This is a genomic window from Providencia sp. wls1943 (assembly GCF_009706275.1).
Lineage (GTDB): Bacteria > Pseudomonadota > Gammaproteobacteria > Enterobacterales > Enterobacteriaceae > Providencia > Providencia zhijiangensis.
On record NZ_WLTU01000017.1, the window covers coordinates 171,821 to 196,463 of the forward strand.

General features: G+C 43.8%; 25 protein-coding genes and 1 other RNA gene. 8 read left to right on the forward strand and 18 right to left on the reverse strand.

Translation table 11 applies throughout. The features are described 5' to 3' along the window. Positions 1 to 127: 127 nt before the first annotated feature. From GKR48_RS08280 to rsmI, 3 genes are all read right to left on the reverse strand, one after another. Positions 128 to 1,198 (reverse strand): 4Fe-4S binding protein, encoded by a 1,071-nt coding sequence (locus GKR48_RS08280; protein WP_154627730.1) that lies wholly within the window; start codon positions 1,196 to 1,198, stop codon positions 128 to 130. A 448-nt stretch (positions 1,199 to 1,646) separates the two neighbouring features. Beyond that, an RNA gene (gene rnpB / locus GKR48_RS08285) (RNase P RNA component class A) lies at positions 1,647 to 2,020 on the reverse strand. Between the two features lie 83 nt (positions 2,021 to 2,103). Then, a complete protein-coding gene (rsmI, locus tag GKR48_RS08290; RefSeq protein ID WP_036956141.1) occupies positions 2,104 to 2,976 on the reverse strand; it encodes a 16S rRNA (cytidine(1402)-2'-O)-methyltransferase in 873 nt (290 codons plus the stop codon). 61 nt (positions 2,977 to 3,037) lie between these two features. Here rsmI and GKR48_RS08295 point away from each other — a divergent pair, with 61 nt between their 5' ends. The 4 genes from GKR48_RS08295 to dolP are packed head-to-tail and all read left to right on the forward strand — an operon-like array spanning position 3,038 to position 6,328. After that, a complete protein-coding gene (locus tag GKR48_RS08295; protein ID WP_154627731.1) occupies positions 3,038 to 4,717 on the forward strand; it encodes a penicillin-binding protein activator in 1,680 nt (559 codons plus the stop codon). Positions 4,718 to 4,765: 48 nt separating this feature from the next. Continuing rightward, positions 4,766 to 5,152 carry a YraN family protein gene (locus GKR48_RS08300; RefSeq protein WP_154603437.1) on the forward strand — a complete coding sequence of 129 codons (387 nt, stop codon included), beginning with the start codon at positions 4,766 to 4,768 and terminating at the stop codon, positions 5,150 to 5,152. Then, the gene (gene diaA, locus GKR48_RS08305; RefSeq protein WP_006659121.1) at positions 5,153 to 5,743 is read left to right on the forward strand and encodes a DnaA initiator-associating protein DiaA; all 591 of its coding nucleotides are present in this window, start codon (positions 5,153 to 5,155) and stop codon (positions 5,741 to 5,743) included. It begins immediately after the preceding gene. A gap of 9 nt (positions 5,744 to 5,752) precedes the next feature. Further along, positions 5,753 to 6,328, forward strand: coding sequence for a division/outer membrane stress-associated lipid-binding lipoprotein (gene dolP / locus GKR48_RS08310; protein WP_036956134.1), 576 nt, complete (start codon positions 5,753 to 5,755; stop codon positions 6,326 to 6,328). Positions 6,329 to 6,391: 63 nt separating this feature from the next. On the opposite strand, the gene mtgA is transcribed toward dolP, so the two are convergent. From mtgA to arcB, 3 genes are all read right to left on the reverse strand, one after another. Beyond that, entirely contained in the window at positions 6,392 to 7,114 is a 723-nt protein-coding gene (mtgA, locus tag GKR48_RS08315; RefSeq protein ID WP_154627732.1) for a monofunctional biosynthetic peptidoglycan transglycosylase, read from the reverse strand. An 8-nt stretch (positions 7,115 to 7,122) separates the two neighbouring features. Then, the gene (gene elbB / locus GKR48_RS08320; protein ID WP_154627733.1) at positions 7,123 to 7,773 is read right to left on the reverse strand and encodes an isoprenoid biosynthesis glyoxalase ElbB; all 651 of its coding nucleotides are present in this window, start codon (positions 7,771 to 7,773) and stop codon (positions 7,123 to 7,125) included. Between the two features lie 230 nt (positions 7,774 to 8,003). Then, entirely contained in the window at positions 8,004 to 10,349 is a 2,346-nt protein-coding gene (gene arcB, locus GKR48_RS08325; protein ID WP_154603440.1) for an aerobic respiration two-component sensor histidine kinase ArcB, read from the reverse strand. Positions 10,350 to 10,574: 225 nt separating this feature from the next. Between arcB and GKR48_RS08330 the strand changes: the two genes are divergently transcribed. Next, positions 10,575 to 11,951 (forward strand): FAD-dependent oxidoreductase, encoded by a 1,377-nt coding sequence (locus GKR48_RS08330; RefSeq protein ID WP_154627734.1) that lies wholly within the window; start codon positions 10,575 to 10,577, stop codon positions 11,949 to 11,951. A 65-nt stretch (positions 11,952 to 12,016) separates the two neighbouring features. On the opposite strand, the gene sspB is transcribed toward GKR48_RS08330, so the two are convergent. The 5 genes from sspB to zapE all read right to left on the reverse strand — a co-directional run bounded on the left by sspB (position 12,017) and on the right by zapE (position 15,941). After that, positions 12,017 to 12,511 (reverse strand): ClpXP protease specificity-enhancing factor, encoded by a 495-nt coding sequence (sspB, locus tag GKR48_RS08335; RefSeq protein ID WP_154603442.1) that lies wholly within the window; start codon positions 12,509 to 12,511, stop codon positions 12,017 to 12,019. Between the two features lie 5 nt (positions 12,512 to 12,516). Next, entirely contained in the window at positions 12,517 to 13,158 is a 642-nt protein-coding gene (gene sspA, locus GKR48_RS08340) for a stringent starvation protein SspA (protein ID WP_154603443.1), read from the reverse strand. A 501-nt stretch (positions 13,159 to 13,659) separates the two neighbouring features. Then, positions 13,660 to 14,052 (reverse strand): 30S ribosomal protein S9, encoded by a 393-nt coding sequence (rpsI, locus tag GKR48_RS08345; protein ID WP_004258235.1) that lies wholly within the window; start codon positions 14,050 to 14,052, stop codon positions 13,660 to 13,662. A 14-nt stretch (positions 14,053 to 14,066) separates the two neighbouring features. Continuing rightward, positions 14,067 to 14,495: a 50S ribosomal protein L13 gene (gene rplM / locus GKR48_RS08350; RefSeq protein ID WP_006659112.1), complete on the reverse strand. Its 429-nt coding sequence runs from the start codon at positions 14,493 to 14,495 to the stop codon at positions 14,067 to 14,069. Positions 14,496 to 14,810: 315 nt separating this feature from the next. Next, on the reverse strand, positions 14,811 to 15,941 hold the full coding sequence (zapE, locus tag GKR48_RS08355) for a cell division protein ZapE (protein ID WP_154627735.1): 1,131 nt from the start codon (positions 15,939 to 15,941) through the stop codon (positions 14,811 to 14,813). Between the two features lie 249 nt (positions 15,942 to 16,190). Between zapE and zapG the strand changes: the two genes are divergently transcribed. The 3 genes from zapG (at position 16,191) to degS (ending at position 19,502) form a co-directional block, all read left to right on the forward strand. Next, a complete protein-coding gene (gene zapG / locus GKR48_RS08360; RefSeq protein WP_036956122.1) occupies positions 16,191 to 16,589 on the forward strand; it encodes a Z-ring associated protein ZapG in 399 nt (132 codons plus the stop codon). A gap of 322 nt (positions 16,590 to 16,911) precedes the next feature. Continuing rightward, entirely contained in the window at positions 16,912 to 18,306 is a 1,395-nt protein-coding gene (locus GKR48_RS08365) for a Do family serine endopeptidase (protein ID WP_036956406.1), read from the forward strand. A gap of 131 nt (positions 18,307 to 18,437) precedes the next feature. Next, on the forward strand, positions 18,438 to 19,502 hold the full coding sequence (degS, locus tag GKR48_RS08370; protein WP_154627736.1) for an outer membrane-stress sensor serine endopeptidase DegS: 1,065 nt from the start codon (positions 18,438 to 18,440) through the stop codon (positions 19,500 to 19,502). Positions 19,503 to 19,615: 113 nt separating this feature from the next. Here the strand turns inward: degS and murA are convergent, their stop codons facing one another. From murA to mlaF, 7 genes are all read right to left on the reverse strand, one after another. Then, on the reverse strand, positions 19,616 to 20,878 hold the full coding sequence (gene murA / locus GKR48_RS08375; protein ID WP_036956120.1) for a UDP-N-acetylglucosamine 1-carboxyvinyltransferase: 1,263 nt from the start codon (positions 20,876 to 20,878) through the stop codon (positions 19,616 to 19,618). A 54-nt stretch (positions 20,879 to 20,932) separates the two neighbouring features. After that, the gene (gene ibaG, locus GKR48_RS08380; RefSeq protein ID WP_036956119.1) at positions 20,933 to 21,187 is read right to left on the reverse strand and encodes a BolA family iron metabolism protein IbaG; all 255 of its coding nucleotides are present in this window, start codon (positions 21,185 to 21,187) and stop codon (positions 20,933 to 20,935) included. Positions 21,188 to 21,324: 137 nt separating this feature from the next. Next, positions 21,325 to 21,615, reverse strand: coding sequence for a lipid asymmetry maintenance protein MlaB (gene mlaB, locus GKR48_RS08385; protein WP_154603448.1), 291 nt, complete (start codon positions 21,613 to 21,615; stop codon positions 21,325 to 21,327). Position 21,616: 1 nt separating this feature from the next. Beyond that, entirely contained in the window at positions 21,617 to 22,246 is a 630-nt protein-coding gene (gene mlaC / locus GKR48_RS08390) for a phospholipid-binding protein MlaC (protein ID WP_154627737.1), read from the reverse strand. Positions 22,247 to 22,281: 35 nt separating this feature from the next. Continuing rightward, positions 22,282 to 22,851 (reverse strand): outer membrane lipid asymmetry maintenance protein MlaD, encoded by a 570-nt coding sequence (gene mlaD / locus GKR48_RS08395; RefSeq protein ID WP_154627738.1) that lies wholly within the window; start codon positions 22,849 to 22,851, stop codon positions 22,282 to 22,284. Positions 22,852 to 22,854: 3 nt separating this feature from the next. After that, positions 22,855 to 23,637: a lipid asymmetry maintenance ABC transporter permease subunit MlaE gene (gene mlaE / locus GKR48_RS08400; protein WP_154627739.1), complete on the reverse strand. Its 783-nt coding sequence runs from the start codon at positions 23,635 to 23,637 to the stop codon at positions 22,855 to 22,857. Positions 23,638 to 23,643: 6 nt separating this feature from the next. Next, positions 23,644 to 24,447: a phospholipid ABC transporter ATP-binding protein MlaF gene (mlaF, locus tag GKR48_RS08405; RefSeq protein WP_006659099.1), complete on the reverse strand. Its 804-nt coding sequence runs from the start codon at positions 24,445 to 24,447 to the stop codon at positions 23,644 to 23,646. Positions 24,448 to 24,643 lie beyond the last annotated feature (196 nt).

The window sequence follows — 24,643 nt, forward strand, 5'->3', positions numbered from 1 at the left end:
AATAAGCTGCACATAAGAAAATAAATATTAGCGAAATATTAAAATACTTACCATCATAACCATGATGAAGCAGCCAATGCCCCACTCACTTTTGTGCCGTGGGGCATTTTTAGTTTTTAATTTTAAATCAATGACCTATTCCTTTGGCATTCGGTATGATGTGAAACCAGTAGTTATCCGGTACAGGGCTATCCCAAACGCCTAAGTAAGCCGCAACCGCGATAGTGGCGAATAAAATACCTAGGGTCAAAATGGCCATCATCATTCCCGATAAGGGAATTTGGCGTTTTTTGATCGGCGTTTGTAATGAGAAAGCCAATGTTGATGCCACTGGGCAAGATTCAACGCACGTCATGCACCCCGTGCATTCTACCGTTCTGACGTTGATTAATTGATCAACAGGAATACGTGACGGGCAATTTTTGGCACATTTTCCGCAATCAATGCAGCTTTCTACATTTCGGCGAATTTTAACCGGCGAAAATAGAGAGAATATTCCCAGCAATGCGCCATAAGGGCAGAAATAACGACACCACGCGTTACGAATAAATAGGCTAGCGACAACAAGAACCGAAACCGTGATGAGTGAGGCGCTACTAATATAGCGAAAGAAATCCAGCATTTTGACATCGATGATGATCCCATAAGGCGACATCATAAAGTATTGGATCATTTGCGCCGACATGGATAACGAGATATAGAGGAAGAAGGCTAATAGTAGGTATTTCAGTCCTCTTAAGGGGATATCGAGCCATTTAGGTACGTTGATTTGAAAACGAAAAAGTTTCTGTCCTATTTTCCCGATGTATTCCGATATTGTGCCTATCGGGCATAGCCATGAGCAAAAGGATTTTTTCAGTAATAAACTGATGATAATAAAGGAAGCTAAGAGAAACATTGCTGCGGCATGAATAGGAGGCAATCCACCCGTTTCAATGGCGTACTTTAAGTTCATTAACCCCGCAATAGGCAGCCAGCCTTCGATGCCTCCTGGACGCGGAAGATAGAGCGTCGCACCGCCAGTTTCGTAATAGCGTACCCAGTAATAGAAGGTAATGCCGATATAAATGTTGATCGCCAAGAGCGTGATTTGCACGACTTTCCGCCATGTTGAGGCGTTACGCCAATCATTCCAAGGGAGTTTTCCGCCAACGGTTCCCGGACGACGTGGGTATCGTACTGAGGGTTTCTTTGCCATGTCCGCCTATCTCTTTAACATGTATTTTAAATACCATTATTGTATGTAAGTCCCCAGCACTCGTATTGATTTGCATCACTGGCTTGCGATGTTGACGGTGGATATGGCGTATTGATTAAGAAATCAGTAAATAGAAGATAGTAAACGGAGGTTTTTTCTAAATAGTTAGTGTAGTAACAAGGCAGCAAAATGAAGACAGCGCGGGGAGCATACACAAGTATGTGACCCGTGTGGCTGAATGAAGCTAACGCCGTTACACCACTAAATATGACGAAAAAAACAGCTCTAAATAGTTCGACTTGTAGGTAGGCGGCAAACGAGGATATCCCTAGGAGCATACACAAGTATGTGACTAGGGTAGCTGAGAGTAGCCAACCCCCCTACAGGCCGAAATATGACGAGTAATAAAAAAGGCCTATAGCGAACGCTATAGACCTTTTCTATTTATCTGTGGAGTTGGTCGGTAAGCCGGGTTCTGTCGTGGACAACCATTCATCTAGGCCAGCACTTGCGCACTGGCTCCAGCAACCTACCCGAGTTCAATGCGGGCCGCACCATATGAACCCCTATTTGGTCTTGCTCCGGGTGGAGTTTACCATGCCACGAACTGTTGCCAGTCGCGCGGTGCGCTCTTACCGCACCCTTTCACCCTTACCTGATCCTGTAAACAGGCCATCGGCGGTTTGCTCTCTGTTGCACTTGTCGTAGGCTCGCGCCTCCCAGACGTTATCTGGCACCCTGCCCTATGGAGCCCGGACTTTCCTCCCCTCTACCCGTCTCCCGAAGGGACTACGATAAAGCAGCGGTTGTCTGACCAACTCCGCGGCGAATTATAGGCACTTTACACTAGCTTGTACAGACTCAATGACAGGCAAATTACGTCAAAACCGGCACTTGGACAAAAATCACTCGCCGTCTTGCTGGTCTAGCATTAATTTGTAGAGCTGGTTTTTCTTCAGGCCATAAATTTCTGCAGTGATCGCAGCCGCTTTTTTAGGTGGTAACTCTTTTTGCAGTAGACCCAACGTACGAATAACATCTGGCGTAATCGCCGATTCATCAGTTTGTGGCTTATACCCTTCCACAATGAGTACCATTTCACCGCGATGACGGTTTTCATCTTCTTTTACCCATTCGAGTAATTCACCGACTGGGCGCCCTTCAATCGACTCCCAAGTTTTGGTCAATTCACGGGCTAAAACCACACGACGCTCAGGTCCCCACACTTCCACCATGTCTGCTAAACTGTCTAACAAGCGATGAGTAGATTCATAAAAAATCAGTGTTCGAGTCTCTTGTTCTAAGGATTGCAAAACATCTTTGCGTCCCTTAGTTTTTGCGGGTAAGAAGCCTTCATAACAGAAACGGTCTGAAGGTAAACCTGCGGCTGACAAGGCGGTGATGGCCGCACAAGCACCCGGTAATGGGACAACGCGGATCCCTGCTTCACGGCAGCGATTGACTAAGTGATAGCCAGGATCATTAATTAAAGGTGTACCTGCATCCGAGACTAATGCGATACTATCCCCTTGTTGAAGCTTGCTAATTAATTGATCTGCTTTTTGCTGCTCGTTATGATCATGTAGCGCAAACATGCGCGCATTGATGGCAAAATTCTGTAAGAGAATGCCTGAGTGCCTTGTGTCTTCCGCAGCAATTAGGTCAACATGTTTAAGCACATCTAACGCGCGTTGCGTGATATCTCCCATGTTACCAATTGGGGTTGGCACGATGTACAGCGTAGATGCCATAACCACTGCTTGATTAGGTTGATTCATTGTTTCATCCGAATAGCCGGTTTAAAATTAAGCAATTGAAAAATACACCATTGGATACAGTATGCGTCCTTCAATTTTTTTGCATTTGAAAAAAAGATTAATCTGCACTGCGATGTTGTCCACGTTGGCATTAACAGGGTGCCAAATTGAATCATCGACAACCTCGACAACCACCCAGCAGCCTAGCGTTTCTGATGCCAGCCATTACCAGTCCGTTATCGATGCCGCTCAAGGCAAACCATCAATGGATGTCCTGCGTGCTTTTATCAGCCAAGAACCTCTGCTAACCGATCCTGCACAACATCAAGCGAATATTGATTCTCTGTGGCAGATGTTAACACAGATGAAGCCAGAACAGATTCAAGGAATCGAAGCTGACGAAAATATTCTACTGGGCTGGGTCGACCTTCTGGATATCTACCAAAATAATAAAGATGACCCAGAGGCACTACGTACCGGTATTGAAGACTGGAAAACCCGCTACCCACATAATCCGGGAGCCAAAAACCTGCCAAGCGCATTAGTTCAAGGAACCGTTACCAAAGTCGGTACGAACCCACGTATTGCGTTATTTTTACCGATGAGCGGGCAAGGTCAAGTCTTTGGCCAAGCCATCATGCAAGGCTTCCTTGATGCACAAAAAGGTTTACCTTTAGGCCCTGCATCCGAAGCTGCCGCGGCACCAACTGCGCCACAAAGCTCCGGTAATGATGTACTAGACCAGATTTACCAAGAAGTGGCTGCAACGGTTAATGAAAATGCCAATGCAGAAGTGGCTTCATCCAGCGTGCGCATTGATGCAACGCCAACCAATACCCAAAGCGTTAAAGTCTTTGATACCCAAGGCAAAGCGATCCCTCAATTAGTCGCTCAAGCCTCTTCTGAAGGGTATAACTTAATTGTTGGGCCTCTACTGAAATCAGAGGTGCAAGCTATTGCTCAAATGAATGCGCCCGTCAATGTATTGGCACTGAATGAATTAGACGCTAATCAATTACAGCCGCGTGCAAATTTATGTTATTTCTCTTTATCTCCTGAAGATGAAGCGAAAAATGCCGCTAACCAAATGAAATTAGACGGTAAGCAGATGCCGTTAGTGTTAGTGCCTGCATCCCCATTTGGTGATCGCATCGCAAAAGCGTTTGCCGAAGAGTGGCAAGCAAAAGGCGGTGGCACTGCACTGATGCAAACATTTGGTTCTACTGCATCTTTAAAAGAATCAATCAACCGTGGTCAAGGGATCCGCATGACGGGTACCCCGATCAGTATCGATACCCAAGGGATGGCTCCAACCAGTGGCGGTGTTGATGCGGTTTATATCGTCGCAACACGCGATGAATTAACCCTCGTCAAACCGATGATTGATATGGCAATCAGTTCCCGTCAACGCCCTGCTTTATATGCCAGTTCGCGCAGTAACCAAGGGAGCTCAAATGCCGATTATCGTTTCGAAATGGAAGGCGTGAAATTCAGTGAAGTTCCATTACTTGCTGGTGCAAACAACAACCTACGTAAACAAGCTCAAGGCAAAGTGAATAACGATTATTCACTGTTCCGCCTGTATGCGATGGGTATTGATGCATGGTCACTGGCGAATAACTACGATAACTTGCAGCAACATAGTGACCAATTCCGTGTTAACGGTGCATCCGGTACGCTAAGTGTGCATGATAACTGTGTTATCTATCGTGAATTGCCGTGGCTGCAATTCAAGCAAGGGCAAGTAAAGCCTGCGCAATAAATTAAACAAGGCCGCTATATTGCTGCCTATTTTTCAGACAAGGATGTCATGAAAACCGTTAAAAAATCATTAAAATGGTTGACTGGTCGATATTACGAAAACCAAGCGCTCTCCTATTTAAAGCAGCAAGGGCTCGCTTTCGTCGCACGCAATGTTCGAAATCGTGCGGGAGAAATCGATTTGATCATGCGAGATAAATCAGGCTGGGTATTCGTAGAGGTTCGTTTTCGCAAGAATAGTGATTACGGAGACGCACTTTTATCAGTAAACTGGCACAAACGCAGAAAAATATTGTCCACCGCACAATATTGGCTTGCTCAACGACAAGAAAGTTTTGAAACAACACCCTGCCGCTTTGATATCTGTGCAATCACCGGCAAGCAATTTCAGTGGATTCAAAACGCATTTAATCTTAGTGAACAGGAATATAAGTAAGTGCTAGATAGAATAAAAGTTTGCTTTACTGAAAGCATTCAAACTCAAATTGCCGCAGCAGAAGCCCTGCCCGATGCAATTTCTCGTGCTGCTATGATGATGGTGCAGTCACTGCTTAATGGTAATAAAATTTTGTGTTGTGGCAATGGCGCATCCGCAGCAACAGCACAGCGTTTTGCGGCGAGCATGATCCACCGTTTTGAAACTGAGCGCCCAAGCTTACCGGCTCTCGCGCTAAATACGGATAATACCGTGCTCACCGCGATTTCAGGAAGTAAGCAACCAACTGAAATTTATGCAAAACAAGTTCGAGCGCTGGGCCAGCATGGTGATGTATTAATGGCTATCTCAACCCACGGTAACAGTGCCGATATTATTAAAGCCGTAGAAGCTGCAGTAACGCGCGATATGACTATTGTCGCACTTACTGGCTATGATGGTGGTGAGTTAGCGGGTCTTTTAGGACCACAGGATGTTGAAATTCGCATTCCATCCCAGCATAGTGTCAGAATTCAAGAGGTACACTTACTCACAGTGAATTGTCTGTGTGACCTTATCGATAACACGCTCTTTCCTCATCAGAACGACTAAGGAGACAAAATGCGATTACTTCCGATTTTTGCCATAGTGTTTAGCGCTGTTCTTTTACAAGGCTGTATTGGTGCAGCCGTTGTGGGTACTGCCGCAGTAGCCACCAAAAGCGCTACAGACCCTCGTTCTGTTGGTCAACAAGTTGATGATGGCACATTAGAAGCCCGAGTCAGTGGTCAACTTAACAAAGACAAAGATATCACCAGCAAAGCCCGTATTATTGCAACGGCGTATAAAGGTAATGTCTTGTTAACTGGGCAATCTCCCGATATGTCATGGGCAGATAAAGCCAAACAAATCGCCAGTAACGTCGATGGTACAGAAAAAGTGTATAATGAGGTTCGACAAGGTCAGCCCGTTGATTTAGGTACCGCGTCAAAAGACACTTGGTTAACCACCAAAGTAAAATCTAAGATTTTAGCCAGTGACGAAGTGAAGTCCGGCAGCGTTAAAGTTATTACTGAGAATGGTGAAGTCTTCTTATTAGGAGTCCTTACTCAGCAAGAAGGTGCTGCGGCTGCAAAAATTGCCAGTGAAACGGATGGCGTTCGTCGCGTAACGACGGCATTTACTTATCTCAATTGATTATAATTAGTAACCTATTGTTACAAAGAGCCAAGCCATGAAGTCAAATTCATGGCTTTTTTCTTATTCCTCACCTATACCGTTATTTTTCAGATAATTCCTACCTCCTAACAAGCTCATCTGATTAAGTATCCACGCCTGCCTTTTCAAAACATATGAAGATGGATTTTTCACATGGAATCGATGAGGATTAGGCAAAACAGCCGCTAAAAGTGCAGCTTCCTGTCGAGAAAGCTTGCTGGCAGGCTTGTTAAAGAATTTATTTGCAGCTTCTTCAACCCCAAAAATCCCCTCACCAAACTCTGCAATATTAAGATAAACAGTAATGATCCGAGTTTTTGACCACATCAACTCCATAACTGGTGTCATTGCTGTCTCAAGCCCTTTTCTTACCCAGCTTCTTCCATCCCATAACCATAGGTTTTTTACCGTTTGCTGAGAGATTGTTGAAGCCCCTCTAACTGTCTGTTTATTACTCGAATTATGTTTATATGCTCGCTCAATTGCATCAAGATCAAATCCCCAATGATGAGGAAAATTTTGATCTTCAGAAGCAATGACAGCGAGATAAAGATAAGGAGAAATCTGTTTTTCACTCACCCAAGTTGAATGAGAAACATAAGAAAAATTAAAGTTTATCCATGCAAAGAGCTGCCTTTCGACCATCACTGCAGAAAAGGGAACAGGGATAAATTTGAAGATCACAACCGACACTAGCCAGAGGGCAAGTAATGAAAGTGTGATCTTCTTTAACCAATACCACAAGCGAGAAACAAACTTTTGCATTGAGTTAATTACGCCATTTCTAATACTTTCTCAACCAGCTTATTGATACCTATATTTGCCTCAGCAATGGATTGAGCCAGCATATAAGCAGGTGTTGTAACAACTTTGTTATATTCATCAACCACAATGTTATCAACCGTGCAAACAACATGCTGCCCACCCATCTTTTCAATTTGGGCAATCGTTTCAGTATCATTGCCAATCGTCAATTTCACTGATGTATTTAACATCTTCGGTAACATGACAGGAGCAATACACATCAGCCCTAACGGCTTTTTCTGATGGTGCATTGCCTGTACTAAACTTAATAGTTGTTTATTAATTTCACATTCGCTTCCTTTCACCGCAAAATCGCATAAATTTTTTGCCACACCAAAACCACCAGGAATTATAAGGGCATCTAGCTTAGAGGCATCTGCTGATGACAAAGGCGCTATTTTCCCACGAGAAATACGTGCAGATTCTTCCATTTGGTTACGCTTTTCTGTTTTTAACTCACCATTAACATGATTAATTACAGTAGCTTGATATTCATCTGGTGCATAAAAGTGAACTTCTGCGTTATTTTTACTTAAAGCAAGCATAGTTAATACTGATTCATGGATCTCGCTTCCATCAAAAACACCACAGCCACTTAAAATTACCGCAATTGATTTCATATCTTCGTCCTTTTGTAGTAAATTACTCCCCAGAGCGAAAGCAGACAAACATCAATCTTCATCACAGATTTTAATGAATCTTGTAACAGGTTCGATAAATTTTGGTATCTTGATAACGTCTGAGTCGTGACAAATGCATTTTAATGATTCGCCTAAGATAAAAATTATAAGCGAATCAATGATTTCCCTGGTGTTGGCGCAGTATTCGCGCACCCCAACTTAGGTTGGGGTTATTTTTTTGTGCGGCCATCCACCCAGTTTCTTAATGTTTCTATATCTGATTTCCAATCCTGTTTTAACTCATCAACCCACTCTTGCACATTGTCCCACCATGCTGGTAATTCAGGGGATTGGATCTGCTGAGCGAGTTTCTGTAAATTTTTCAGTCCCACTGAACCCGCGGCACCTTTAATTTTGTGAGCTTCCTCAACAATGCCCTTTTGATCTTTAGCCACCATATTGGAATCAAGAATCGCTAAATAACCCGGTAGCATTTTTTCAAATACCTCTAAACCGTCATAAATTAGTTTTGGTCCAACTAATTCAATGTATTGCTCTAACATTTCACAATCTAAAATTGACTCATCAACTTCCGCCATATCCACTTGCTCCTCATGTTTGTCATTTGAAGATGCATTCTCGCCCCAGAATTGCTCAATCACTTGAGTGAGCGCAGGAACCGATAATGGTTTGCTCAGAACACCGTCCATTCCCGCATCAAAGTACTCTTTCTTATCTTTGAGGACATTCGCGGTCAAGGCGATTAATGGTGGTAAATCATCTTTATCATACTGTTGTTTAAGCTGTTTAGAGATATCTAACCCCGTCATATCAGGAAGTTGGATATCCAGTAGAACTAAGTCATATTCCCCAGGTGCGAACATCTCTAACGCGTCCTTACCTGTCATTGCGACATCAACCGTGTTGCCAAGATTTTCTAGCACAGAACACGCCACAACCACATTTAGTTCAATATCTTCTACTAGTAAGATATGGAGCGCTGGTAATGGATAATCATCTTCATGCTGTTGCTGCTCTTCGATTTCAGCCTCAACCTCAGGGGCTATAATCGACAATGTAAATGTTGAACCATGCCCAATATCGCTTTCCACGCGAATATCGCCACCCATACTTTGTGCTAACCTACGGGATACAGAAAGCCCAATCCCCGTTCCCGTTGCAGGACGTCCACCCGCAGAATCGCGAACTTGATAATACATAGCAAAGATTTTATCTAATTCATCTTTCGGAATACCGATGCCGCTATCTTTGACTTGGAAAAATAGCTTGTCATCCGCTTCACGCCAGATGCTCAATTTAACTTCACCTTTTTGAGTGAATTTCACCGCATTGCCGATTAAGTTCCATAGAATTTGGCGTAAACGCGTACCGTCAGTCAGAATAGTTTTCGGTAAACCGTGTGCGACATCCATAACAAACTTCAAGCCTTTCGGCTGAACCAGTAGCCCGCTTAAGTTTTCTAAATCGTTCACAAATTCAGGCAATGTCACAGGTTGGTTATCCAATTGGACTTTGCGACGCTCGATTTTGTCCATTTCAATCACATCATTAAAAATATTACCTAAGGTGACGGCACTGACGTGAATGGTTTTTAAATAGCTCGATTGTTCTTTGGTAAGCTTGGTATCCAGTAAAATGCGGCTAAGCCCCACAATGCCATTAAGCGGCGTACGAAGCTCGTGGCTGATAGTAGAGATAAAGGTGGTCTTCTCTCTACTGGCGTTCTCTAACGCCTCCTGATAGCGCTTACGCTCGGTAATATCACGCCCGAACCCCATTAGCCCGTGGCGTTTCCCTACGCGATCATAAAATGGCACTTTTCGCAGCTCAAAACAGGCTTTTCTCCCATCAGGGTAAACTAGCCACTGCTCATAGGTTAATGCCACATTGTGTCTGAAAACTTTCTCGTCCGTTTCCATTACTTTTGCGGCAATTTCTTCATCATAAATGTCCAGTGGCGTTAAACCGACTAGCTGTTTTTCACTCTTACCAGTGAGCAGCTCCATTGCACGGTTACAACCAGAAAACTCATTGTTTTCATTACGATAATAAACAAGGTCAGGGGAGGCATCGAGGAATGAACGCAGTAAAACAGATTGCTGTTCGAACTCAATTTGAGTCTGTTCTCGGTATTTCATTTCTTGTTTGAGTTGCTCTAACAACTCAAGATGGGCACTTTCGGCTTTTTCACGCTCTAAAATTTCTAAGTTAAGTTGCTCAATATTGCCTTGAAGCTGAGTATTCAGTTCCGCATCACGCTTTCGCATCACTTCGAGCTTATCAACCATGCGCGTTAAACGCTGGCGAGATTCTTCTAATTGTTCTACCACCACCGAAAGAAAATAAACAGCTAATGGCGTAATAATTAAGCCAAAGAAAATTGAACCGACCATATCGAGGCTGTCGACTTGTCCTCGAAGAAAAATCGCTACCGCCATTTGCATTATCATGGCAAGCACAACTAACGCTGACGCGAGAAGCAAAGAGAAACGCACTAAGCCTAGCTTCATCATCAGGTCAACATAGTATTGTGCAAGACCGCGAAGTACTTTCATAACCACCCCTTAGTTAAATTCTCACTGAATCATATATCAAACAGGGCTGTTTCGGATGGGGTTTCATACGAAATATCGATCCTGCTCATTAAATCGTCGGTCACAATGGGATATTCACCCGCGTATTAGTAACTTTATTACGATAATCACTATTTATATCAATGCTATCAAAGTAAACTTTAATTTATATCATTCCCGTAAAAGAATTTGGCTGGAAAGGTGCCTATGTCCTCTTCAAATATGGGTTCGCCCCGTCTTGAACCTCGAAAAAAAACGCTGACGATCCGCAAAATTGAGTTTGTGGAAATTTACCAGCCAATCAGCGGCATTGAAGCTCAGCATCAAGCCCAGCGTTGCTTGTCTTGCGGCAGCCCCTATTGTGAGTGGAAATGCCCGCTCCATAACCCTATCCCGAATTGGTTAAAACTGGCTGGAGAAGGTCGAATTCTTGAAGCGGCAGAGCTTTGTCATCACACCAACAGCTTGCCAGAAATTTGCGGTCGAATTTGCCCGCAAGAACGATTGTGTGAAGCCGCTTGTGTCCTGAATGAAACCTTTGGTTCCGTCACCATTGGACATTTAGAGCGCTATATTACCGATAGTGCGTTTGAACAAGGTTGGCGCCCTGACCTTTCCCATGTTAGGGAAACCGGTAAGCGAGTCGCGATTATCGGTGCGGGCCCCGCAGGTCTTTCCTGTGCCGATGTGTTGGCTCGCCACGGCGTTCAAGCAACGGTATTTGATAAACACCCTGAAATCGGCGGGTTACTCACTTTTGGTATACCCGCCTTTAAGTTAGAAAAGTCGATAATGCAGCATCGTCGACGCATTTTTGAAGAAATGGGGATTATTTTTAAACTTAACACCGAGATTGGGCAACATGTCCCGTTAGAAACGTTACTCAATGAATTTGATGCGGTTTTTATTGGAACCGGCACCCATCACCCAGTTTCAGGCAATCTCCTCAACGAAGACGTTATAGGTGTCTATCAAGCACTTCCTTATTTAGTGGGCAATGCACGTCATTTATTAGGTTACGCTGACGATCCTCGATATCCTTATGTATCACTGGAAAATAAGAATGTGATTGTGTTGGGCGCAGGAGATACCGCGATGGATTGTGTCCGTAGCGCTATTCGCCAAGGAGCCAGCCAGGTCAGTTGTGTCTATCGAGGTGGCTCTTCAGAAATGCCAGCAACACCGCGAGAAGTCCTACACGCCCAAGAGGAAGGCGTACAGTTTCATTTTCACTTACAACCCATTGGGGTTAACACTAACGCCGAGGGGCAACTTATCAGTGTTCATTTCACCAGCACACTATCGAATTCCACTAAATTGGAAGAAATGACACACTCTGCTGATGTGGTCATTATTGCGTTTGGTTTTGAATCTGACGATATGCCGTGGATTAGCGCACATTCCATACAGCGCGATACGAGCGGTAGAATAATTGCCCCTCGTCATCATCATTATGCTTACCAGACTTCACACCCTAAAATTTTTGCAGGGGGGGATGTGGTTCACGGTTCTGATTTAGTGGTAACAGCAATTGCCGAAGGGCGTGGAGCCGCAGAAGGAATAATGAGTTTTCTTCAGGTATAAAAAAAGAGGAATTTCTTCCTCTTTTTAGCATTGACTATATCAATCTTCATTGCCACGATTTGTGTTTATTTCACAACCCGTAGCGCTGGACGACCTTTCGGTGGTCTTGGTGGCTCATCATCTGGGAATGAAGGCTCTTCAGTTTGAGTGGCCTCATCATGAACCAATACAATGTTGTCAGACAGTGCTTCATCAGTTGTGTTCTCTTCCCCATCAAAGTGCTCATCATAAGCCGCTTCCGGTTCAAACATCATACCTGCGCCATTTTCACGCGCATATACCGCCATGATAGCCGCCATTGGTACATAAACCTGACGAGGTACACCACCGAATCTCGCATTAAACCGCACTTCTTCGTTGGTAATTTCAAAGTTACCTACTGCACGTGGGGCAACATTTAAAACAATTTGCCCATCACGCGCAAATTCCATTGGAACATTCACCATGGGAAGAGTGACATCAACCACCAAATGCGGAGTCATATCGTTATCCAGCAACCACTCATAGTGGGCGCGCAGCAGATAAGGGCGACGTGGTGTCATTGGTGCCATTTCCATCATCCGACTTAGCCTCGTGCTGACTGGCGCATTTCACGCTCTAATTCAGTTAATGATGCTAAAAATGAATCGCGTTCAAATACACGCTGCATGTACATCTGTAAATGTTTGCTGATTGCAGGCTTTAATTCGATCCCTAACACAGGTAAGCGCCATAACAGCGGTGCTAAATAGCAATCGGCTAGGCTGAATTCATCACTCATAAAGTATTGCATGTGTTCAAATGTCGGAGAGACTGCGATCAGCTCTTCAGCTAATTGACGACGCGCACTTTCAGCTTCTTGTGCAGTTCCTTTCTCGATTTTTGTCATCAGTGAATACCAGTCTTTTTGGATACGGTGCATCAGCTGACGGCTAATACCACGTGCAACTGGATAAACTGGCATTAACGGTGGATGAGGGAAGCGCTCATCAAGGTATTCCATGATGATATGTGGGTCATACAGAGTCAGATCGCGATCCACCAGCGTTGGTACGCTTTGATACGGGTTAAGATCAATAAGGTCTTGAGGCAGGTGACCAGGCTCGACATGTTCAATCTCAACACTAACACCTTTTTCAGCGAGTACGATGCGTACTTGATGGCTAAAAATATCAGTAGGGCCTGAAAACAATGTCATTACCGAACGTTTATTAGGAGCAACAGCCATTAAAACCTCCAAATGATAAAAATAATGATCCTTAAATAAGGATTAATTCATTATTTCCATTTTTAAAATCCCATGTACTTAACCTTCAAGATCCATTTTGAAAGTCAGCACAACCCTCTCGCTTCATGGAAGCGAGAAATCATCAAATAAAAAACTGGGGCATAGTCTAACAGATTTTGTACAGCTTAGGGGGCTGATCTAGAGAAAATCATCGGTTAATTTTATTAGAGGGGAATATACACATCAAAATCAGCATTATCAGCCTTTGGTTTTTGATAATTAAAAATTAAAACCTTAAAGCTAACTCCATGGTTAATGAGTTATATTTTTACTGTATTTGAGATATGACGCAAAATGAGAGTGGAATAATAGAATAATACTTTCTGCCTGTCTTTATTTTAATTAAATCATGATGGCTCAATATTTGATTTATTTTAGGCAATAAAAAACCCGCCATAAAGACGGGCTTTTTCATCAATTTTATGCCCAGAAGGCAATAAATTAACGTTTGGAGAACTGTGGACGACGACGTGCTTTACGCAGACCCACTTTCTTACGTTCAACAGAACGCGCATCACGGGTAACGAAACCAGCTTTACGCAGATCAGAACGAAGAGTCTCGTCATAAGCCATCAGTGCACGTGTAATACCGTGACGGATTGCGCCTGCCTGACCAGAGATACCACCACCTTTAACAGTGATGTACAGGTCCAGTTTTTCTAACATTTCAACCAGTTCTAACGGCTGACGAACTACCATGCGCGCAGTTTCGCGACCAAAGTATTGTTCCAGTGTACGTTGATTGATTGTGATGTTACCGCTACCCGGCTTAATAAAGACACGAGCAGATGAGCTTTTGCGGCGACCAGTGCCGTAGTATTGATTTTCAGCCATTGCTATAATCCCGATTAAATGTCAAGAACTTGCGGTTGTTGTGCCGCGTGGTTGTGCTCATTACCTGCGTAAACTTTCAGTTTACGGTACATTGCACGACCCAGAGGTCCTTTTGGCAACATGCCTTTAACCGCGATTTCAAGCACACGCTCAGGACTACGAGCAATCATCTCTTCGAAAGTTGCTTGCTTGATTCCACCAATATGGCCAGTGTGGCGATAGTAGATTTTGTCTTCGCGTTTTTTGCCGGTAACAGCAATTTTTTCTGCATTCAGAACGATGATGTAATCACCAGTATCCACGTGCGGAGTATATTCCGCTTTATGCTTACCGCGCAGACGGCTAGCAATTTCAGTTGCAAGACGGCCTAAAGTTTTGCCATCTGCATCAACAACATACCAGTCGCGTTTTACGGTCTCTGGTTTAGCTGTAAAAGTTTTCATTAAAACTTACCCAATATTGAAGTTACACGTTGTGTGAACACTCATGTTCGTAAAATATAGCGAGGTTCACGCGACTCATTGTCCAGCAAACCCACCCCTTCGAGCAGCCTAGCTGGCATTAATGCGTTATTTTTTGGGAAATAAAAAACAACGCCGTAACGTGGGGTCGCAAGATTATAGAGAAGTCAGCAACAAAAATCGACCCCAAATGCATTTTTTTTACGTTCAAATAAACAATTAGTACCGCATGTTCAAAAAGCACACATAAATCTGGAGAGAAAACGACGCCCTTGAGACTCATTTTCTCTTTGGCTTCTATGATAAATGCGGGATTTTCAAATATTCTTCACTTTGCATTTCTTGCAAGCGAGAAAGGCAGCGCTGATATTCAAACGCCAAAAGTTGCCCTTGATAAAGTGAATCCATCGACACCTGTGCATTGATCATCAATTTTACCTTACGTTCATAGAACTCATCAATAAGCGCGAGAAAACGTCTGGCCGGATTTTCATCCTTCATTCCCATCACAGGAACGTCATACAGCAATACCGTATGATAACAATTTGAGAGGTAGATATAATCATTTTGGCTACGAGGCTCTTCACACAAAACCTTAAAGCTGATTGCCAATACCCCTTCAGCGGAACGAATTGCCTGCATTTTTCGGTGGTTAACTTCTAATACAGGATTTTGCTGCCCTTCCTTACCTGCCAATTTCACAAACACTTCATCTAAATGATGGCGATTTTGCTCATTAATTGGCGATAAAAATAGATGAGCTTGAGTCAGAGTACGCAAGCGATAGTCAATCCCCGCATCCACATTCATTACATCGCAATATTTTTTTATCTGTTCGATAGCAGGCAAAAAGCGAGCGCGTTGCAAACCGTTGCGATAAAGGTTGTCAGGGATAATATTGGATGTCGCGACTAACGTGATACCCCGTGCAAAGAGCCCTTCTAATAGGGTTCCTAGAATCATCGCGTCGGTAATGTCCGAGACAAAAAACTCATCGAAACACAAAATATCCGTCTGTTTTTTGAATTCATCAGCAATAATGTCGAGCGGATTTTCCTGTCCTTGCAGCGCCATTAAGTCTTCCTGCACTTTCTTCATAAAGCGATGAAAGTGTAAACGCAATTTGCGCTCTCCCGGTAAACTGTCGTAGAACATGTCCATCAACCACGTTTTACCGCGACCTACGCCCCCCCACATATATAACCCCTGAACTGGCTCGCAGGTTTTTGTGGATGATTTCCCTAACAAGCGTCCAAAGCGCTGTTTTAGACCGTTTGTTTTTTCATTTGGGAAGCAAGGCGTAGCACTGCAAAGTTGCTGATAAATCTTGTCTAATCGCTCTACGGTTTGTTTTTGTACGTCGTCAGGCTGGTAATTGCCTTGCTCAAGAGCTTGTTGGTAACGCATGGTAGGGGTCATCGGTGACATCAACTCAGTGATCCTTAAAATTTTCGGTTTTTTTTACCGTTATATGATATACACTGCCTTTATTATAACCAGATTCTGTTAGCATTTAACTTTCGATTAACTATTGGGCATAGAGTAAGGAATTTCGCTTTATTATTCCACTCTTTAGCATTAACAGATTTGCGATTAGCAGGTATAGTTAGGGTAATCGAGCTAAATTTTGGCGACCATTTTCTGTGAATTTTGATTGAAGTAAACGAAGGAGTTAGCATGACTTGGGAGTATGCACTAATAGGATTAGTTGTTGGCTTTATCATCGGCGCATTGGTTGTGCGTTATGGCAATCCAAAACTTCGTCAACAAAAAACAGCACAGGCTGAATTAGACAAAAAAAGCACTGAGCTAGAAGAGTATCGTAAAGAACTCGTTAGCCATTTTGCTCGCAGCGCAGAGTTATTGGATAAAATGGCACGCGACTATCGCCAACTGTATCAACACATGGCGCAAAGCTCTTCCGAGTTAATGCCGGATATGCAAGATAACCCATTCCATTATCGTTTGACTGAATCTGAAGCCGATAATGACCAAGCACCGGTTAAAATGCCACCTAGAGATTACTCTGAAGGTGCTTCAGGGCTCTTCCGCCCTCTCGATGAAAAAGAGAAGTAATTTTTTGATTATGCCACCAGTAGCGCCTGTTACTGGTGGTGTTATTTCCCCCGCCGTATCATTCCAATTCCGAATAAAATCTTATAGTTAGTTTAGCTACTGTATAGAAGTTAGCGTTTCACCTAAACATCATGTAAATGGATGTAAAATTGTGGATAAGTACTATCCGCATAGGGAACTTTTCCGCATAATCTGTGGTCATAGTCATCAGTAAAATATTATTTGAGACCCCAAAATACCTCCGCTTATATGACCTTAGGGTACCGTTAATGGGTGCCATTCATATGAGCTGATATTTTCTATTGAGAGAATCTACGGAATGATGAAAAGAAAAAATTTCTTTCTGACAGCAGTCGCAATGAGTTTAGGTTTAACCCTGTCCACGATCCCTGCAATCAGCAGCGCCGCATTACCGGCCACATTACCAGCAACCGCACAAAGCCAAAATATGCCAAGCTTAGCGCCAATGCTGGAAAAAGTGCTGCCTGCCGTCGTGAATATCCATGTTTCAGGCACTCGTGTACAAAATCAACAAATTCCCGAAGAACTGAAATTCTTCTTTGGCCCAAATGCACCTTCACAACAACAAAGTGTGCGCCCATTTGAAGGCTTAGGTTCTGGTGTCATCATTGATGCGACACAAGGTTATGTTTTAACCAATAATCACGTTATTGATGGTGCTGATAAAATCCAAATCCAGCTAAATGACGGTCGTGAAATTGACGTTAAACTGATTGGTAAAGATCCACAAACTGATATTGCTCTATTAAAAATCAGCAATGCAAAAGATATCAAAAACCTCACCGCGGTTTCTATTGCAGACTCCGATAAACTGCGTGTTGGTGATTTTGCCGTTGCCGTGGGTAACCCATTCGGTTTAGGACAAACTGCCACATCCGGGATTATTTCTGCGTTAGGTCGTAGCGGATTAAATCTGGAAGGCTTAGAAAACTTTATCCAGACCGATGCCTCAATCAACCGTGGTAACTCCGGTGGTGCGCTGGTTAACTTAAACGGTGAGCTGATTGGGATTAACACCGCAATCTTAGCACCAGGTGGCGGAAATATTGGTATCGGCTTTGCTATCCCAAGCAATATGGCGAAAAGCCTGAGCGAGCAGCTGATTAAACACGGTGAAGTTAAACGCGGAATTTTAGGTATTAAAGGTACAGAGATGAACTCTGATATCGCTAAAGCCTTCAATATCGATGCACAACGTGGTGCCTTCGTCAGTGAAGTCATTCCAAAATCATCAGCGGCAAAAGCAGGCATCAAATCGGGTGACGTTTTAGTGTCTGTAGATGGTAAACGTATTAATAGCTTCGCGGAATTAAGAGCGAAAATTGGTACCAGCCAGTTAGGTAAAGAAATCACCCTTGGTCTGATCCGTTCAGGCAAACCAATGGAAGTGAAAGTGGTGCTAGAAAGCGATGAAGGTTCAGCGACCAACGCAGAAAAACTGAGTGAATCCTTATTAGGCGCCACCATTTCCAATGCGGTTGTTAGCAATACCAAAGGGGTACAAGTGGACAGCGTAGCACCTAAGTCTCCGGCTGCTGCGGTTGGTTTAGCGAAAGGCGACCTGATCTTTGGCGTGAATGACACTCGCGTAGAAAGTATCGACCAATTTCGCAAAATCATCGATAGCAAACCGCCAGTATTAGCGATGAAAGTGCTGCGTGGTGGTGAAACGCTTTACTTATTAATGAAAAACTAATTCATTAAGTTACCGCACATAAATCAATAAAACGGGTACAGTATCACTCTGCTGTGCCCGTTTTTTTATGTTATGCTCAAAGCATCTCTCTGTCTGTCATCTCCATCATAGCGAACTTGGTAACCTTTAACATGGTCAAAAAGCTGCTTGTGTCTGTCCTGCTTGGATTGGTCACTGCCTCAATCATTATTGTGGCCGTCCCCTCATTACGCCCACAGGGACTGGCTGATTTACTGTATGGGAAAACCAATAGCGAGCCCGTAAGCTATAACAAGGCCGTACGCCGTGCCGCGCCTGCGGTCGTGTATGTCTATAGCAGCTCTAAAGGGAGTTTTTCCCAATCGGGTCGGGAATTACAATCTCTTGGAGCAGGGGTGATATTAAGCGCTAATGGCTACATAGTGACCAACAAACATGTGGTGGATAACCCAGATCAAATTCTTGTCGCTCTACAAGATGGTGCCATTTTCGATGCTTTTTTAGTCGGCTCAGACCCTCTCACCGACCTCGCCGTCTTAAAGATAGACGCTGAAAATCTCCCCGTTATCCCCATTAATACCAAGCGCATCACCCATGTTGGAGATGTCGTTTTAGCCATTGGAAACCCTTATAACCTTGGACAAACAGTCACCCAAGGAATTATCAGCGCGACAGGTCGTGTCGGGTTAAGCTCCACACGCCGCCAAAATTTCCTGCAAACCGATGCCTCCATTAACTCCGGTAACTCCGGTGGTGCCCTCATCAACACTGAAGGGGAATTGGTTGGTATAAACACTCTTTCATTCAGTGCAGGGCAAGGCGTCAGTTCCGAAGGATTGAGTTTTGCTATCCCAACCGCCCTAGCAACCAAAATCATGGAAAAACTGATCCGTGATGGTCGTGTCGTTCGAGGCTACATCGGCATTACGGCTCGTGAGTTACCGCAAATTCGCACAAATACAAATAATATCAATCAAATTCAAGGATTAAGGATTTTCCAAGTCTCAGCCAATGGACCCGCTGCAAAATCAGGCATTGAGCAAGGGGATATTATTTTATCCTTAGATGGAAAACCTGCCGTTTCTGCTGCAGAAACAATGGATTATGTCGCCGAAATTCGCCCCGGCACAAAAATTCCCGTTCAGATTTTACGTGATGGTAACGTGCAAAACATCGATATCGTGATTGAAGAACTGCCTGAAGGGCAAGCGAACTAAACCCTCAAATCTTCCATTCAAAATAAGCCCGAAAAAAAAGGTTGTTCCGATGAAGAACAACCTTTTTGTTTTTTGAAATCTCGCTTTTGCGATGATATCAACGCAATCTGGGATTAGTCTTCAGATTTAACACGTTGAATATTAGCGCCTAACGCATTTAATTTCGCTTCGATATTTTCATATCCACGATCGATATGATAAATACGGTCAACTGTCGTTGTTCCACCCGCGATACAACCAGCAATCACCAAACTTGCTGATGCACGTAAATCTGTTGCCATCACTTGCGCACCTGTCAGTTTTTCAACGCCATGACACACGACTGTATTACTTTCAATATCCGCGTGCGCACCCATACGAATTAACTCAGGAATATGCATAAAACGGTTTTCGAAAATGGTCTCAGTGATAACACCCGTACCTTCAGCTACCAAGTTTAATAGGCTAAATTGTGCTTGCATATCAGTAGGGAAACCAGGATGTGGAGCAGTACGCAATGTAACCGCCTTTGGACGCTTACCATGCATATCTAAGCTAATCCAATCTTCGCCCGTTTGAACATCTGCACCCGCTTCACGTAATTTTGCCAGCACTGCATCCAGCGTATCTGGACGTGCATTGCGGCAAACCACTTTACCACGAGAAACCGCAGCCGCGATTAAGAATGTGCCTGTTTCAATACGGTCTGGCAGAACGCGATACACACCGCCACCTAAGCGAGCCACACCTTCAATGACAATACGGTCAGTTCCTGCACCGGTGATTTTCGCACCTAACGCATTTAAGAAATTAGCAGTATCTTCAATTTCAGGTTCACGAGCGGCGTTCTCGATGGAAGTGGTTCCTTCAGCAAGCGCTGCGGCTGTCATGATGCTGATAGTGGCACCCACGCTCACTTTGTCCATCACGATGTCTGCGCCTTTCAGACGACCATTCACCGTTGCCTTAACATAACCATCTTCAAGGACAATATTGGCACCTAACTTCTCTAAACCGCTGATATGTAAATCCACTGGACGAGCACCAATCGCACAACCACCCGGTAGAGAAACTTCACCGTGACCAAAACGCGCAACCAGCGGCGCTAATGCCCAAATAGAGGCACGCATGGTTTTCACCAGATCATACGGCGCACAATATTCAGTCACATTGCTAGCATCAACAAAAATCGAACCGTTACGCTCGATTTTGACGCCAAGTTGGCTCAGTAACTTAATTGTGGTGTCGATGTCTTTCAGCTTAGGGACATTCTGTAATTCAACTGGCTCTTCAGCCAGTAAAGCAGCGAACAGGATTGGCAGTGCGGCGTTTTTAGCGCCTGAAATAGAGACTTCACCCTCTAAGCGGGTTGGCCCTTTTACTAAAAATTTATCCATTCTGGTATTCTCGTGTGTCAGATTTTTACAAACTGTCCGCTTACATATTCAAACTTATAGGCCGCTCAGCTTACGATCACGCTCCCACTGCGCTGGGGTATAAGCCTTAATTGAAAGCGCATGAATTCGGTTGTCCGCAATATATTCCATTAGCGGCGCATAGACTGCTTGCTGCTGTTTAACACGGCTCATGCCGTCAAAAAGGCTGCCAACAGCGATAACTTGAAAATGACTGCCATCGCCATTCACTATCACTTCATCCAGTGACAGCTTTTCCATTAAGACTTGTTTAATTTCGTTGGTATCCATAATGACTCAATTTTGTAATTAATTATGATAATAAATATAGCCATCTATCCTAAAGGATTCAGCTTAACACTTAAACTAAAGAAAACGCTTCTGGCGTATAAAAACACTCAGAAGCGCTATTTTTTACATAACTTGACTTAATCCATCAGCAGGGGCTTTACCCCGTACAATTCCATCAAGGTATTGAGATTATCGCTCACACCAACAAGGCCAAAATGACGCTGCTGGGATTGATACTCCCCTTTCAGACGCACTAGCATGGCGAGTCCGGTAGAATCCACATGGGTTAAATCAGAAACATCAATTTGCTCAACTTGGGTCAACAAGGCTTGGCGCTTATCCCAAAATTCAACCAGAGAATCGCGATTTAAAATACCGGAAAAAGCCAATGTTTTGTTATTTTTCGTCCAAGATAACAAACTACTCATCTTACTTGCTCTCTTCTAACGTAATCGGCACCTGAGCACTACGTTGTAATTGAGCTGTCAATCCATCAATACCTTGCTTACGCAGAATATCACCCCACTCATTTTGCTTGGTGGTGATCATGCTAACGCCTTCAGCAATCATGTCATACGCCTGCCAGTAACCTGTTTTACTGTTTTTACGCCATTGGAAATCCAAACGTACTGGAGGGCGGCCATTAGTGTCATTGATAGTCACTCGGATAGCGACAATATTTTTGTCACCAATCGGCTGTTCAGGAGCGATGGTGTACGTTTGACCGTGATACATTGCCAGCGCTTGACCATAAACTTGCTCAAGATAAGACTCAAATGCTTTAAAGTAAGCATCACGCTGCGTTGGAGTGGCATCTTTATAGTAAGTGCCTAATACCAATGCACCCGCATACTTAATTTGCACATATGGCAGTAACTCTTCACGCACGATAGTACGTAAGTAATCTGGGTTTTGTTTGATTTGAGGTTGTTCCGTTTTTAAGCGATCGAAGGTTTTCGCTGCGGCTTCTTCCATAAGCTTATACGGGTTAGTTTGGTCAATCGCCATCGCAAATGGCGCAACCACTAACATAGCTATCATTATTAAACGTTTAAACATAATTCATTCCTTTTAAGTTCACAGGGAATTACAACTTAGTGAGCAACAGGCTCTGACGGTGCTGCGACATGAGTCTCTGGCGCGGATGCCGGTGCTGCAGATGCAGGCGCAGGTGCGGCTGCTTCAGTACCTTGGCTATCACCACTCTTATACAAGAATTGACCGATTAAATCTTCCAGCACCATAGCCGGTTTGGTATCTTCTAAACGACCGCCATCTTTTAACATCGCAATCCCCATATCTTCGTCATAAGGACCGATATTCATGGCGATATACTGTTCACCAAGCAGGCCTGAAGTCCGAATTGATAGCGAGCTGGAATCAGGAATATTGTCATATTCACTGAGCAAATCGATTTGAACGTCAGGAATATAGTTCTTTTTATCTAAAGAAATATTCGCAACCCGTCCCACGACAACGCCACCGACTTTGATGGGAGAGCCTACTTTTAAGCCACCCACATTTTCAAAAGAGGCAGAAACTCGGTAAGTTGACTGACTACCAATCGATTGTAAATCCGCTACTTTTAAGCAGAGGAACACAATTGCGGCGATCGCCAGCAACATAAAACAACCCACCCATATTTCACTTTTTTTACTTTGCATGACTTAGTTCCCAAACATCAGTGCTGTCAGTACGAAATCTAACCCTAGAACCGATAATGATGCATGCACAACAGTTTTCGTCGTTGCACGGCTAATTCCTTCCGAGGTTGGAATCGCATCATAACCATTAAATAGTGCAATCCACGTTACTGTAATTGCAAAGACTAAACTTTTGATAAAACAGTTCACTAAATCGAGTCGCCACTCTACAGAAGACTGCATGGATGACCAGAAGAAACCCGGGTCAATCCCTTTCCAATCCACACCGACAATGGCCCCACCAATAATACCGACAGCGACAAAGATCAGTGATAACAGCGGCATGCTAATGAACCCAGCCCAAAATCTTGGGGCGACAACACGGCGCAGAGGATCCACCGCCATCATCTCTAAACTCGAAATCTGCTCAGTGGCTTTCATCAAACCAATTTCTGCGGTTAATGCCGAGCCTGCTCGTCCCGCAAACAACAGCGCAGTGACCACAGGCCCCAGTTCACGCAATAGTGAAAGCGCAACCATCATGCCAAGGCTGGCTTCTGCACTGAACGTCGTCAGTACCAAATAACCTTGTAAGCCGAGCACCATGCCGATAAACAGACCAGACACCGCCACGATAAGTAGAGACTGAACCCCTACAGAATAAAGCTGTTTAACTAACAGTGGCCACTGTTTGCCAAACTCAGGTTTGCCAAATAGTGCACCAAATAATAAGTAGCCTGCTCGACCAAAAGCCGCAAATGTTTCAATCCATCGACGTCCGAAGGCAGCAATCACCTTAATTATCATGTTCATTTACCCTAATAAATCAGCCGAATAGTCATTGGCCGGAAAGCGGAATGGCACAGGACCATCGGCAATACCATCCATAAACTGTCTGACGCGTGGATCTTGGTTTTCGCGTAACTCTTCCCCAGTTCCTTTCGCAATAACATGTTGCTGCGCCACAATATACGCTTTATCGGCAATACTTAGCACTTCTGGAACGTCATGGGAAACCACTACGCAGGTCACCCCTAACGCTTGGTTAAGTTCATCAATCAGTTTAACCAAAACGCCCATCGTGATTGGGTCTTGCCCCACGAAAGGCTCATCAAACATAATCAGATCAGGGTCCAGAGCGATAGCTCTTGCTAGCGCCGCACGGCGTGCCATTCCCCCTGAAAGTTCTGATGGCATTAATTTAGCGGCTCCGCGTAACCCCACCGCCTCTAATTTCATCATCACCGTCGTATGAATCAATGATTCTGGTAAATTTGTGTGTTCACGCAAGGGGAAAGCCACGTTATTAAAAACGTCCATATCGGTAAACAAGGCACCAGATTGGAATAACATGCTCATTTTTTTACGCGATTGGTATAACTTAGAACGAGACAGCGCAGGAATATTATCCCCATCAAACCAGATTTCTCCTTCTTCTGGGCGCAGTTGTCCGCCAATCAGTCTGAGTAATGTCGTTTTACCAATCCCTGAAGGCCCCATAATCGCAGTAATTTTACCCCGAGGCACAGTTAGGTTAATATTTTCAAATATTTTCCTATTTCCCCGTGTAAATGACATGTTTTTGACTTCGATTAAGTTCTCTGTCTGTGCTTGCATCGTTTAATAGCTCGTTATAGGTCAAACTATGATTCTGCCTAAATAAATTCAGGGTTTTACAGAAACATAAACCAAATAGTATTAACTAATATTTTACCTAATTAATAGAAGATAGCTCTTAGAAATTTATATATCCAACCATAAGGGTAAGAGAATTAAAAAAATTTTTTTTGGGCATCGGTGCGGTTAAACCCTA